This is a genomic window from Brevundimonas sp. (assembly GCF_041648615.1).
GTDB lineage: Bacteria > Pseudomonadota > Alphaproteobacteria > Caulobacterales > Caulobacteraceae > Brevundimonas.
Map to the genome: position 1 here is coordinate 18,238 of NZ_JBAZOS010000006.1, position 12,425 is coordinate 30,662.

Here is a 12,425-nt window from a genome sequence, read left to right on the forward strand (position 1 = left end):
CACCGATAACCCTTGTGTCGGATGTATCGGCTGGTCAGCGGCCCATCCCGGTCGGAACGTCACGCCCCAAAGCCTCGGCCATGCCCTGCTGCGACAGCAGGAAGACCGCGTCACGCGAATGATAATTGTTGGACAGGACGATCACGGTGACGTCCTCGTCCGGCTGGTAGGTCATCAGGTTGCGGAAGCCCGACCAGCTGCCGGTGTGGAAGATCTGGCGGTCGAGGAACGGCGGCGAGACGCGTTGGCCGATGCTGTTGGTGAACAGGCCGAAGCCCCAGTCGCGGCGCTGGCGGCCGCGTTCAGGCGGGGTGTCGGCCGGGGCGTGGTCGGCGATCATCATGGCGTAGCTGCGCGGCGTCAGCAGATGGCCGCGATGGAGGGCGCGCTCCCAGACCAGCAGGTCGTCCAGCGTCGAATACAGGGCGCCGGCGGCGAAGATGATGCTGACATTGGCGTCGGGCTGGGGGGACGGACCGCCGCCGCCCAGGTTGGCGTAGCCCATGACCACGTCGGACTTGCCATCGTCATAACCGGTGTCGGCCATGCCCAGCGGCTTGAAGAAGGCCTGCTGGAGGTAGGCGTGCAGCGGCAGGCCCGAGGCCTTTTCGACCACGGCGCCGAGCAGATTATAGCCGGCGTTGTTGTAGCGGACCTTGGTTCCCGGAACGAACTGAAGCCCATATTTCTTTGATTCTTCAGTCAATTCATTTGACGTGGCGGGAGTGACGCGGCGGATTCCCCAGGCGGGACGCGCCATGAGGTCGGGGACGCCGGAGCTGTGCGACAGCAGGTGGTGGAGGCGGATCGGCTCCCAGGCCGCGGGACAGGGCTGGATCCATTTGCACAGCGGGTCGTGGGTCGACAGCACGCCCTCGTCCTGCAGCCGCAGGATCGCGGCGGCGGTGAACTGCTTGCTGATCGAGGCCAGGCGGAAGCGTGAGTTCAGCTGCAGCGACGCGCCCTGGCTGCGGTCGGCGAAGCCGTGGACCTGACGGAACAGGACCTCGTCGCCCCGGGCCACAAGGACACCGCCGGTGAACTGCCCCGAGCCGCCCCAGCGGTCGAGCTGCGCCTTGAGCCGCGGCAGGGTTTCGATCACCTCGAGCGGCGGGCGGGGCGGAAGTGGCTGGACGTCAGGCGCGGCGGACGGCGTCCGGACGCTGGCCCAGGCGACGAGCGCCGTCGCGATCAGCAGTACGGCGGCCAGAACGGCGATCACAAGCCGGGGATGCCCCCCGGCGCTTCTCGGAACGTTGAACACAGATGCTAGACGTCGAAATCCAGCCCGAACTGGGCGTAAAGGGCGCGGGATTCCTGCCATTTCGGGTCGACCTTGACCGTAAGAAACAGGTGGACGGGGCGATCGAGGAGCTCGGTGAGTTCCTCGCGCGACTTCTGGCCGATCCATTTCAGCGTCTGGCCGCCCTTGCCCAGGATGATGGGCCGCTGGCTCTCGCGCTCGACATAGATGGTCTGTTCGATCCGGGCCGAGCCGTCGGCCTTGTCCTCGAAGGCGGTGGTCTCGACCGCCGCCGAATAGGGCAGCTCCTCATGGACGCGCAGATAGACTTTCTCGCGGGTGATCTCGGCAGCCAGGACGCGCATCGGCACGTCGGCCGACTGGTCTTCCGGATAGAGCCAGGGGCCCTTCGGCATGGCGCGGGCGAGGCGCTTTTTAAGGTCGTCGACGCCGTCGCCGCTGAGGGCGGAGATCATATAGACCTCGGAATAGACGCCGGTGTCGAACATGGCCTGGGACAGGGCCAGCAGGGTGTCCCGGCGCATGCCGTCGATCTTGTTCAGCGCCAGGATGACCTTGGTCCCCGTCGCCTTGAGATTGGCGATGATGGTCTCGGTGTCCTCGGCCGAGCGGCGGTCGGCGGCCTGGCCTTCCTTGCCTTCCGACGCGATGTGCGAAGCGGCGTCGATCAGGTGCACGACCACGTCGGCGTCCGAGGCGCCGCCCCAGGCCGAGGCGACCATGGCGCGGTCCAGACGGCGGCGCGGGGTGAAGATGCCCGGGGTGTCGACCAGCACGATCTGGGCGTCGCCCTCGATGGCGATGCCGCGCACGGGGAAGCGCGTGGTCTGGACCTTCTGGGTGACGATCGAGACCTTGGTTCCCGTCAGACGATTGACCAGAGTGGACTTCCCGGCGTTCGGGGCGCCGATGATGGCGGCGAAGCCGGCGCTCTGGTTTTCAGGGTTGGTCAAATCACGCCTTCACGCTGCAGCAGGCCGATGGCGGCCGCTTTCTCCGCGTCCTGACGCGAACGACCTTGCGCGGTCAAGGGCGGATGTCCCGCGACGCTGACTTCGACGGTGAAGGTCGGGGCGTGATCCGAGCCCTTGCGTTCGACGATACGGTAGACAGGCAAAGGCTTTGCGTGGGCCAGGGCCCACTCCTGCAGGGCCGATTTCGGATTGGTCAGGGATTTGCGCGGCGGGGCCGACAGTTCGTCCGCCCACGTCTTGTCGAACACGGCGCGGGCGGCGTCGATGCCGCCGTCGAACCAGGCCGCGGCGAGGATGGCCTCCATGGCGTCGCCCAGAACGCCCTCGCGCCGGCGGCCGCCCTGTTTGGCCTCGCCGGGGGACAGGCGCATGGCGTCGCCGACCCCCACGGCCTCGGCCACGCGGGCGCAGGCGGCCTTGTCGACGAGGGCGTGCAGGCGCGAGGACATCTCGCCCTCGTTGGCGTCGGGGTAGTCGCGCATCAGCCGGTCCGCGACCAGCAGGCCCAGCACCCGGTCGCCGAGGAACTCCAGCCGCTGGTTGTCGGCGAACAGCCGGCCGCGGGCGTCGCGCTCGGCCCCCTCCCCCACGCTGGCGTGGGTCAGGGCGAGATCCAGCAGGGCCGGATCCCTGAACTCATGGCCGAGGCGGCGCGTCAGCGCCCGGACAGCCTCGGCCCTGCGGTCAGCCATCAGTCGAGGACGGTGAAGAACCGGCTCGGACGGATCTTCGAGAACCAGCTGACCGGGTTCCACAGCGACGCGCCCGGCGACCACGAGAACAGGATGATCTCGGCCTTGCCGATCAGATTCTCTTCCGGCACCAGGCCGACGCCCTGGGACTGCTCGACGCGGCTGTCGATCGAGTTGTCGCGATTGTCGCCCATCATGAAGTAGTGGCCGGCCGGGACCTCGAACACCGGGGTGTCGTCCAGATCATTGCCGGGACCGAAATCCTGGATGGTGATGGTCTTGCCCTCAGGCAGGGTCTCGCGCATCCGCACGATGGGCATGCCGTACATATTGGTGACGTCGGCGCCGCTGACCACCACGTCACGCACCGGCTGACCGTTGATGTTCAGCACATTGTTGATCATCTGGATCCGGTCGCCGGGCAGGCCGATCAGGCGCTTGATGTAATCAGTCTTGTCGTCGCGCGGCAGCTTGAACACCACCACGTCGCCGCGTTCGGGGGCGTGGCTGACCAGCGGCAGGGAGATCCGGCCGTCGAAGATCGGCGGGCTGAACGGGATCGAGTGTTTCGAATAGCCGTAGCTCCACTTGGAGACGACGATGTAATCGCCCTCGGACAGGTTGGGCTCCATCGAGGCCGACGGGATGGTGAAGGGCTGGAACAGGACCACCCGCAGAACGAAGGCGATCAGCAGGGCGAAGAAGATCGTCTTGATGAACTCGAAGCTCTCGCTGCCGGAACCTCTGCCGGATTTCTTCTTGCCGCCCTTGCCGCGGGCGTAGACCGGCGTGCTGTCGACATCCTCGAACGGCGCGTCGCCGGCGTCGCTCCAGACGGGCCTGGGAGCCGCGGCGGCGGCGGCGGCGGCGACGGGCGCGGCATGGCTGTCATGCGCAGTATCGTCGGCGTGCGCGGCGGGCGCTTCGGCATGATCGTCGTGGCCGTGGGCGTGGTCATCATGGCCGTGCGCGTCATGGCCATGAGCCTCGGCGGCCGGATGGGCCGCATGGTCCTCGTGGCCGTGGGCGTGGTCATCATGGCCGTGCGCGTCATGGCCATGAGCCTCGGCGGCCGGATGGGCCGCATGGTCCTCGTGGCCGTGGGCATCCGCGGCCGGATGGGCGGCATGATCGTCGTGACCGTGCGCGGCAGGCGCGTGATCGTCGTGCCCATGCGCTTCGTGCCCGTGCGCCTCGTGACCGTGATCGTCATGGGCATGATCCGCGGCGGGATGCGCCGGAGCGGCATGGTCGTCATGGCCGTGGCCATGAGCGTCCGCCACAGGATGGGCGGCGTGGTCGTCATGCCCGTGCGCATCATGCGCGGCGGGGGCGTGGTCGTCATGACCCGCATGGCCGTGGTCGTCGTGCGGCTTGTGCTCGTCGCTCATCTCGGTTCAGTCCCCCAGCCGCTGTTCCGCGGTCATTGCGGCGAAATCGGTATAACGTGATCAAGACATCGGCAAGGCTTCGATCACCACGAAGGCGAGCGCGTACGGATGCTCGTCGCTGAGCGTCAGATGTAACCGGGGTTCGTGACCGGGAGGTGTCAGCCTTAACAGGTGTTCAGCAGCATGGCCGGTCAGGGCGAGGGTCGGCTGTCCCGAGCGCTGGTTCACCACCCCCATGTCGCGCCAGTAGACATCAGTCCGCATGCCGGTGCCGAGCGCCTTGGCGCAGGCCTCCTTGGCCGCGAAGCGTTTGGCGTAGCTCCAGGCGGGATCAGGCTTGCGATCGGATCGGGCCTGCTCCAGTTCGGTGAAGCAGCGCCGTTTGAACCGGTCGCCGAAGCGGTCGAGCGAGGACTGGATGCGGCGGATGTCGCACAGGTCCGCGCCGACGCCGATGATCATGCGGCCCACGATCCGGCGTTGTCCATGGCCGCGCGCATGCGGTGGATGGCCGGGGTAAGGCCCGTGAACACGGCCTCGCCGATCAGGAAATGGCCGATGTTGAGCTCCCGCACCTCGGAGATGGCCAGCATGTGGGCGGCGGTGACGTAGTCCAGGCCGTGACCGGCGTGGACCTCAAGGCCCAGGTCGAAGGCCCGCGTAGCGGCGGCCTGAAGCCGTTCGAACTCCACCGCCCGGTCGTCGCCGGACAGGTTGCAGTAGCGGCCGGTGTGCAGCTCGACCACCTGGGCGCCGACGGCGTGGGAGGCCACGACCTGTTCGAGGCTGGGCTCGATGAACAGCGACACCCGGACGCCGGCGTCGACAAGGGCTTTTACGACCGGCTGGATGCGGGCTTCGCAGCCGGCCACAGCCAGTCCGCCCTCGGTCGTCACCTCCTCGCGCCGCTCGGGCACAAGGCAGGCGGCGTGGGGGCGATGGCGCAGGGCGATGGCCAGCATCTCGTCGGTGACCGCCATTTCGAGGTTCAGCGGTCGCCCGGCCTCGGCGCACAGGTCGCTGAGCGCCGCGATGTCGGTGTCGGTGATATGGCGTCGATCCTCGCGCAGGTGGGCGGTGATGCCGTCGGCGCCGGCGGCCAGGGCCTCGCGCGCCGCCCGCACCGGATCGGGATGGGCCCCGCCGCGGGCGTTCCGCACCGTGGCCACATGGTCGATGTTGACGCCGAGGCGGACGTGTCCGGTCATCCGCCTGCCCCCTGGCTCGCCAGCCGCCGGCTGCCGGGATCCTCGACCGGCAGGGCCGCGAGTTCGGGCGGCAGGGCGTCGGCGGGGTATGCAGGCACGTCCAGCGTCGCCAGCGCCACCAGCGGCACGCCGACGTCCGCCCGGCCGCCCGAGCGGTCGACGATACAGGCCGCCGCGACGACCTCGCCGCCCGCCGCCTGGATGGCCGCGATGCATTCGCGCGAGCTCAGGCCCGTGGTGACGATGTCCTCGACCATGACGACCTTCTGGCCGGGCTCGACGTGGAAGCCGCGGCGCAGTCTGAAGGCGCCGCCCTCGCGCTCGACATACATGGACGGCACGCCCAGCCAGCGAGCGGTCTCATAGCCGGGGATGATGCCGCCCACGGCCGGCGAGATGGCCACATCGACCGGGCCGACCGCCGCCGTGATCTTCTCCGCCAGCGCCTTGCACAGGCGGGCGCAGCGACCGGCGTCCATGAAGACGAGGTTCTTCTGCAGGAAGACGGGACTGTGCAGCCCGGAGGACAGCACGAAATGGCCTTCGCGGAGAGCGCCGGCGCCGCGGAATTCTTCGAGTACGTCGTCTGAGGTCATGGCGGTTGTCATAACGGGCCCAACCGCCGCCGCAAGGGCCTAGCCCCGCGCCCTTTCGACCGTGTCGACCGACGGGTTGGTGCGCAGGGCGGCCATGATGGCGGTGGCGTGTTTGGCGTCCTCGACCTCCATGTCGATGTCGACGTCGAAGAAGTCCTGCTGCCGGTGGCTCATGACGAGATTCAGGATGTTGCCGCCGGCCTCGCCGATGATGGTGGCGACCTGACCGAGGACGCCTGGCGCATTCTTGATCGTGGCGCGGATGCGGGCCGAGGCCACGGCCCCCTGCTCCGCCTGGGGCGTCCATTGCAGGTCCTGCCAGACGGAATCGTCGTCGGCGTAGTCGGCGAGGCGCTGGCAATCGATGGTGTGGACCGTCAGGCCGGCTTCGGGTTCGAGGATGCCGACGATGCGGTCGCCCGGCACCGGCGAACAGCAATGGCCGAAATGGACGCTGACGCCGGGGGTCAGGCCGCCGCCCCGCACGAACAGGCGGGCCTGCTCGTCGCCGATGCGCTTGCGGTCGGGCCCGGCCTTCAGCCGGCCCTTCAGCGCCGGGAACAGGGTCTCGCCGACCTTGGCGGCCGACAGACGGCCCCGGCCGATGGCCTCGAACAGATCGTCTTCCGAGGCGAACGACAGGGTCTCCAGCATCGCCTTCAGCGACACCTCTGCCAGGACCTTGCCGGCGCGGGACAAGGTCTGGTCCAGCGTCGCCCGGCCCAGCTTCTGGAACTCGCCGCGCTCGGAGGTGCGGATGTGGCGCCGGATCGCCGAGCGGGCGCGACCGGTGATGGTCAGGGAGCGCCAGTCCACCGGAATCTCGCGCTTGGAGCCGCGCACGATCTCGATCACATCGCCGTTCTGGAGCTGGGTGCGCATCGGCTTCAGTTCGCCGTTGATCTTCGCCCCCACGGCGGTGTCGCCGACCTCGGTGTGGACGGCGTAGGCGAAATCCAGCGGCATGCCGCCGCGCGGCAGGGTGATCAGCGAACCCTTGGGCGTGAAGACGAAAACCTGCTCGAGGTACATCTCCAGCTTGGCGTGCTCGACCCAATCCTCGCCGCCCTCGCCGTGCTCGATGACCTGGACGAGGTGGCGCAGGTTCTGCAGCGGATCGCGGCCGCCGTCCTTCTCCATGGCCTCCTTGTCGAAGCCATAGGACTTGTTCTTGTAGGCCCAGTGCGCCGCCACCCCGTCCTCGGCGACGCGGTCCATGGCCTCGGTGCGGATCTGCATCTCGATGCGCAGGCCGGACGGGCCGACAACGGTCGTATGCAGCGAGCGGTAGTTGTTCGACTTCGGAGTCGAGATGAAATCCTTGAACCGCTCGGGCACCACGGGCCAGGCGCGGTGGATGACGCCCAGGGCGCGGTAGCAGTCGTCCTCGGCCTGCACCAGCACCCGGAAGCCGTAGATGTCGGACAGGGACGAGAAGCCGACCGACTTGCGCTGCAGCTTGCGCCAGATCGAATAGGGCGTCTTCTGCCGACCGAAGACCTGGGCCTTGACCCCTGCTTCAGACAACACCCGCTCGACCTCGCGCGAGACGCCGTCGATGGCGCGGCCGTGCTCCAGCTTCAGCGCCTCAAGCCGGCGCTCGATGGCGGTACGGGCGGTGGGGTTCAGGTGTTCGAAGGCCAGCTCTTCGAGCTCTGACGCGATCGAATGGATGCCGATCGACCGACCCAGCGGAGCGTAGACTTCCAGCGTCTCTCGGCTGATGCGCTCGCGCTTCTCCGGCTTGACGTATTTCAGCGTCCGCATGTTGTGCAGACGATCAGCCAGCTTCACCAGCAGGACGCGGACGTCCTTGGAGATGGCGAGGATGAATTTGCGGAGGTTTTCGGCCTGGCGGGTGTGTTCGGCCTGAAGCTCCAGCCGCGACAGCTTGGTCACGCCCTCGACGAGTGAGGCGACCTCCTCGCCGAACCGCTGGGCGATGTCGTCCCGGGTCGCCGCGGTGTCCTCGACCACGTCGTGCAGCAGGGCGGTGACGATGGTGGCGGTGTCGAGCCGATAGTCGGTCAGGATGCCGGCGACCTGGATCGGATGGGCGAAATAGGGATCGCCCGAGGCCCGCAGCTGCGAGCCGTGCATCTTCATCGCATAGACATAGGCGCGGTTCAGCAGCGCCTCGTCCGCGGTCGGGTCGTAGGCGCGTACGGCCTCGACCAGCTCGAACTGGCGCAGCACCTTGGAACGGGGATGGTCGGAGGGGTCCACGTGGGGACGCGGACCGCCGGGGTCGTTCAGATTGGCGGGTTCGGGCGTCGGCGCGGGCTGCCGCGCCGGCAGGATGGTGATACCGTTGGCAGGTTCTGCCGTCAGTACCGCTCCTCCTGCCCGCCGTCGCGGTCGCTTTGCAGCGCGCGGATCAACTCGGCCTCGGCCATGTTCATGTGCTGGGGTTCAGCCAGCAGGCCCACGATTTCAGCCTCATCCTCGGCTTCGGTGCGCTCGTCGACGCGTTGCAGGGCGACGATGACCGTCTCGCGCAGCTCGTCCGGCACGACGGTGGAGTCAGCCAGTTCGCGGAGGGCCACGACCGGGTTCTTGTCGTTGTCGCGATCGATGGTCAGCGGCGCGCCGTTGGCGATGGCGCGGGCGCGGTTGCCCGCCAGCAGAACCAGGCCGAACCGGTTCGGCACCTTTTCGATGCAGTCTTCGACAGTGACGCGGGCCATGAATATCCTCGGGCGCGGGGGAGAACCGCACAAACTATAGGGTTAGCCTGAATTGTGCAACGCCGCATGGACGAGAATGAGGCGTCAGCGTCGGGGCGCCGCATCTGTTCCGACCGTCGCCGCCGCGGCCAGGGCCTCGGCCGTCCCGCCGGCCGGGTGCCGCCAGTCCGGGGCGATCTCCGCCAGAGGTCCCATCACGAAGCGCCGGTCCGCCGCTCGGGGATGCGGAACGATCAGGGCGCCGAGTTGTCCCGTCAGCCGGCCATAGGCGATCAGGTCCAGATCCAGCGTCCTCGGCGCGTTCGCCGCGCCGCGTTGACGCCCGAACGCCTCCTCGATCCGCCCCAGCGCAGCCATCAGGGCGTGGGGCTCGTGTTCGGTTCGCACGATGACCACGCCGTTCAGGAAGGGCGGATCGTTCGGATCTGGCCAGGCCGCGGAGCGCCACCAGGACGAGCGGGCCACCACGTCGATTCCTTCCGCGCGGAATCGGGCCAGAGCCGCCTCGAGCGCCTCGCGGCAGTCGTCCCAGGCCCCCTTGTCATTGCAGCCCAGGGCGACGATGACAGCCGAGTCCAGATCGAGCGCGCCGTCTATTTCGACGGAGGCGTGGACGACCTTTTCTCCGGAGTCCTTTTCCATGACGCCTTATCCGACCGAGCGCATCGCCCTGTTCATCGACGGGGCCAATCTGTATTCCGCGGCCAAGGCGCTGAACGCCGATCTCGACTTCAAGAAGCTGGTCGAGATGTATCGCAGCCAGGCCGTCCTGGTTCGGGCCTACTATTACACGGCGGTGATCGAGGGCGAAGAGTTCTCGCCGATCAAGCCGCTGGTCGACTGGCTGGACTACAATGGCTTCACCGTGGTGACCAAGCCGGTCAAGCGGTTCACCGACGCCCAGGGTCACACCCGCACCAAGGGCAATATGGACATCGAGATCGCCGTCGACATGCTGGAGTTCGCGCCGCACATCGACCACGCCATCCTGTTTTCCGGCGACGGCGACTTCCGCCGGCTGGTGCAGGCCCTGCAGGCGAAGGGGGTGCGGGTCACCGTGGTCTCGACAACGAAGAGCCAGCCGCCCCAGATCGCTGACGAGCTGCGCCGCCAGGCCGACGCCTTCGTCGAGTTGAGCGACCTGCTGCCGGACATCGGCCGGCCGCGCGCGACGGCGTCACAGCCGACCAGCCGGGTGTTCGAGACGGACTGCCGCGAATGAGCCTGAACCCCGAACCGCCTCGCGACTGCCCCCTGTGCCCGCGCCTCGTCGAATACCGGCGCGACAACCAGCGTCAGAATCCCGACTGGTTCAACGGCCCCGCCCCCTCGTTCGGCGATCCGGACGCGCGGCTGCTGGTGGCCGGGCTGGCCCCGGGGCGGACGGGGGCCAACCGCACGGGGCGGCCCTTCACCGGAGACGGCGCAGGCTGGATTCTGTACGAGACCCTGATCAGGACAGGCTTCGCCACGGGCGTGTATGAAGCCCGGCCGGACGACAGCCTGCGGCTGGTCGATTGCATGGTCACCAACGCCGTGCGCTGCGCCCCGCCTGGCAACAAACCCCTGCCCGCCGAGGAAGCGATCTGCCGGCCGTTCCTGAGCGCGCGCCTCGCCGCCCTGCCCCGGCTCAAGGTCATCGTCACCCTCGGCGACGTCTCGCGACGGAACGTGTTGAAGGCGCTGGGCCTGAAGGGCACGGCGGCCCCGCCCGGACATGGCGTCGAGGCGGCGTTGGGGGGCTATGTCATCCTGAACAGCTACCACTGCTCCCGGCTCAACACGAACACGGGGCGGCTGACGCCGGCGATGTTCGAGGCGGTGTTCCGGCGGGCGCGCGAACTGATCGAAAGCTGAGCCGGACGAAGGCCCCCCGGCGCGGGTGTTGCGCGCGCGACACGCGAATCATTCGCCGAACGGGCGAGCGGCGGGGATCCGGAACACGGCCGCCGACCCCACGTTGATCAGACAGCTTTGGAGGCTGTGATGCGTAGTGGGAACGGGGCGTTCACGCCCCAGGAACGGAAGATGGCGATGTGGGCCCTGCTGATGGCGGTGCTGCTCGTGGGGATGGGGCTGATGATCCAGCAGTTCAGCCAGCCCTCCGTCGGCCCCGGCGGAATCGACGCCTATACGACCGCCGCGACGCCGGGGGTGCTGGACGCCCGACCGGTGATGGCCGCGCCCCCGGCCTGAAAAGCCTGAGACTTAGCCCCGGTCCTTCATCAGGCGGGCCTTGTCGCGCTGCCAGTCGCGCTGGGCCGTGGCCTCGCGCTTGTCGTGCAGCTTCTTCCCCTTGGCCAGGGCGATCTCGATCTTCGCCTTGCCCGCCTCGTTCAGGTACAGCTTGACCGGAATGATGGTCTGGCCGTCGCGCTGGACGGCGCCGATCAGCTTGTCGATCTGCTTGCGGTGCAGCAGCAGCTTCCGGTGCCGCCGAGGTTCATGGTTGAAGCGGTTGGCCTGTTTGTAGGGCGGGATGTCGGCGTTCACGAGCACGATCTCGCGCCCCTCCACCGCCGCATAGCTCTCGGCGATATTGGCCCGGCCGTCGCGCAGGGCCTTGATCTCGGTGCCGAGCAGCATGATGCCGGCCTCGATGAAGTCTTCCAGAAAATAGTCGAAGCGCGCGCGCCGGTTCTCGGCGATCACCTTCATCTTGGGGGCTGTGGACGCCATCAGCCGATCCCCGCCTCCGCCATGGCGCGGTCGATCTGCGGCCTGACCGCGTCGGACGTGGGAGCCAGCGGCAGGCGCACCTCCTCGCCGCAAAGCTGCAGGCGCGACAGGGCGTATTTGGTCGGCGACGGCGAGTTGTCGAGGAACAGGGCCTTGTGCAGGCCGATCAGCCGGTCCTGCCAGTCGCGCGCCGAGGCGTAGTCGCCGGCTGCGGCCGCCTCATGCAGGGCGACCATGGCTTCCGGTGCGACGTTCGATGTCACCGAGATCACCCCGACGCCGCCCTGGGCGTGGTAGCCGAGGTAGCTGGGGTCGTCGCCCGAGATCAGGTCGAACTGGCCGCCGATACGGGCGCGCATCCAGCTGACGCGCGAGAGGTCGCCGGTGGCGTCCTTTATGCCGACGATGTTGGGATGCGCCGCCAGCCGGGCGACGGTGTCATTGGCCATGTCGACGCCCGTGCGTCCCGGCACATTGTAAAGCAGCACCGGCAGCTGGACCGCCTCGGCGATGGCTTCGAAATGCAGGGCCAGCCCCTCCTGCGAGGGCCGGTTGTAATAGGGGGTGACGACCAGGGCTCCGTCGGCGCCCACGGTCTTGGCGTGGCGGACCAGTTCGACGGCCTTGTCGGTCGCCGAGGCGCCCGCGCCGGCGATGACGCGGATGCGTCCGGCCGCGACCTGAACGCACAGTTCGACCACGCGCTTGTGCTCGTCCGGATGCAGGGACGCGCTCTCGCCCGTCGTGCCCATGGGCACGACGCCGTGAATCCCGGCGGCGATCTGGCGTTCCAGCAGCCGGGTGAAGGCGGCTTCGTCCACCTTTCCGTCACGAAGTGGTGTGATCAGGGCGGTGATCACGCCCTTGAACAAGGGGGCGGTCATTGAGAGAGATGGTCCTGCGTGGAAATGGCGACGTTCGCCGCGACAAGCGC

At 68.2% G+C, this 12,425-nt stretch carries 15 protein-coding genes and 1 pseudogene; 4 read left to right on the forward strand and 12 right to left on the reverse strand.

Translation table 11 applies throughout. From position 1 onward, the window contains the following. Positions 1–34: 34 nt before the first annotated feature. The 4 genes and pseudogenes from WC555_RS04350 to lepB form a co-directional block, all read right to left on the reverse strand. Positions 35–1,222 carry a serine hydrolase domain-containing protein gene (locus WC555_RS04350; RefSeq protein WP_373251483.1) on the reverse strand — a complete coding sequence of 396 codons (1,188 nt, stop codon included), beginning with the start codon at positions 1,220–1,222 and terminating at the stop codon, positions 35–37. 47 nt (positions 1,223–1,269) lie between these two features. After that, entirely contained in the window at positions 1,270–2,217 is a 948-nt protein-coding gene (gene era / locus WC555_RS04355; protein ID WP_373251484.1) for a GTPase Era, read from the reverse strand. Next, positions 2,214–2,930: a ribonuclease III gene (gene rnc, locus WC555_RS04360; RefSeq protein ID WP_373251486.1), complete on the reverse strand. Its 717-nt coding sequence runs from the start codon at positions 2,928–2,930 to the stop codon at positions 2,214–2,216. The genes era and rnc overlap by 4 nt, the downstream gene beginning before the upstream one ends. Then, positions 2,930–3,676: pseudogene (gene lepB, locus WC555_RS04365) on the reverse strand (signal peptidase I); the annotation flags it as partial. The pseudogene lepB and the gene rnc, both read right to left, overlap by 1 nt. 144 nt (positions 3,677–3,820) lie before the next feature. On the opposite strand from lepB, the gene WC555_RS04370 reads away from it, so the two are divergent. Further along, on the forward strand, positions 3,821–4,381 hold the full coding sequence (locus WC555_RS04370) for a hypothetical protein (protein ID WP_373251628.1): 561 nt from the start codon (positions 3,821–3,823) through the stop codon (positions 4,379–4,381). Here the strand turns inward: WC555_RS04370 and acpS are convergent, their stop codons facing one another. The 6 genes from acpS to folK form a co-directional block, all read right to left on the reverse strand. After that, entirely contained in the window at positions 4,382–4,783 is a 402-nt protein-coding gene (acpS, locus tag WC555_RS04375; protein ID WP_373251624.1) for a holo-ACP synthase, read from the reverse strand. Then, positions 4,780–5,529: a pyridoxine 5'-phosphate synthase gene (locus WC555_RS04380; RefSeq protein ID WP_373251488.1), complete on the reverse strand. Its 750-nt coding sequence runs from the start codon at positions 5,527–5,529 to the stop codon at positions 4,780–4,782. The genes acpS and WC555_RS04380 overlap by 4 nt, the downstream gene beginning before the upstream one ends. Further along, positions 5,526–6,125, reverse strand: a complete 600-nt coding sequence (pyrE, locus tag WC555_RS04385; RefSeq protein WP_373251489.1) for an orotate phosphoribosyltransferase — start codon at positions 6,123–6,125, stop codon at positions 5,526–5,528. The genes WC555_RS04380 and pyrE overlap by 4 nt, the downstream gene beginning before the upstream one ends. Positions 6,126–6,164: 39 nt before the next feature. Next, complete coding sequence (locus WC555_RS04390) at positions 6,165–8,351, reverse strand: bifunctional (p)ppGpp synthetase/guanosine-3',5'-bis(diphosphate) 3'-pyrophosphohydrolase (RefSeq protein ID WP_373251491.1); 2,187 nt, start codon at positions 8,349–8,351, stop codon at positions 6,165–6,167. Positions 8,352–8,452: 101 nt separating this feature from the next. After that, positions 8,453–8,812, reverse strand: a complete 360-nt coding sequence (gene rpoZ / locus WC555_RS04395; protein ID WP_292124797.1) for a DNA-directed RNA polymerase subunit omega — start codon at positions 8,810–8,812, stop codon at positions 8,453–8,455. 84 nt (positions 8,813–8,896) lie between these two features. Continuing rightward, positions 8,897–9,454: a 2-amino-4-hydroxy-6-hydroxymethyldihydropteridine diphosphokinase gene (gene folK, locus WC555_RS04400; RefSeq protein WP_373251493.1), complete on the reverse strand. Its 558-nt coding sequence runs from the start codon at positions 9,452–9,454 to the stop codon at positions 8,897–8,899. On the opposite strand from folK, the gene WC555_RS04405 reads away from it, so the two are divergent. The 3 genes from WC555_RS04405 to WC555_RS04415 all read left to right on the forward strand — a co-directional run bounded on the left by WC555_RS04405 (position 9,453) and on the right by WC555_RS04415 (position 11,008). Then, the gene (locus WC555_RS04405) at positions 9,453–10,034 is read left to right on the forward strand and encodes an NYN domain-containing protein (RefSeq protein WP_373251495.1); all 582 of its coding nucleotides are present in this window, start codon (positions 9,453–9,455) and stop codon (positions 10,032–10,034) included. The genes folK and WC555_RS04405 overlap by 2 nt on opposite strands. Then, positions 10,031–10,669, forward strand: a complete 639-nt coding sequence (locus tag WC555_RS04410) for a uracil-DNA glycosylase (RefSeq protein WP_373251497.1) — start codon at positions 10,031–10,033, stop codon at positions 10,667–10,669. The genes WC555_RS04405 and WC555_RS04410 overlap by 4 nt, the downstream gene beginning before the upstream one ends. A gap of 129 nt (positions 10,670–10,798) precedes the next feature. Beyond that, a complete protein-coding gene (locus WC555_RS04415) occupies positions 10,799–11,008 on the forward strand; it encodes a hypothetical protein (RefSeq protein WP_373251498.1) in 210 nt (69 codons plus the stop codon). A gap of 12 nt (positions 11,009–11,020) precedes the next feature. Here WC555_RS04415 and smpB read toward each other — a convergent pair whose 3' ends face one another. Together smpB and dapA are read right to left on the reverse strand one after the other, a co-directional pair. Then, a complete protein-coding gene (smpB, locus tag WC555_RS04420; protein WP_332640553.1) occupies positions 11,021–11,470 on the reverse strand; it encodes an SsrA-binding protein SmpB in 450 nt (149 codons plus the stop codon). Positions 11,471–11,490: 20 nt separating this feature from the next. Next, entirely contained in the window at positions 11,491–12,375 is an 885-nt protein-coding gene (gene dapA / locus WC555_RS04425; protein ID WP_373251501.1) for a 4-hydroxy-tetrahydrodipicolinate synthase, read from the reverse strand. Positions 12,376–12,425 lie beyond the last annotated feature (50 nt).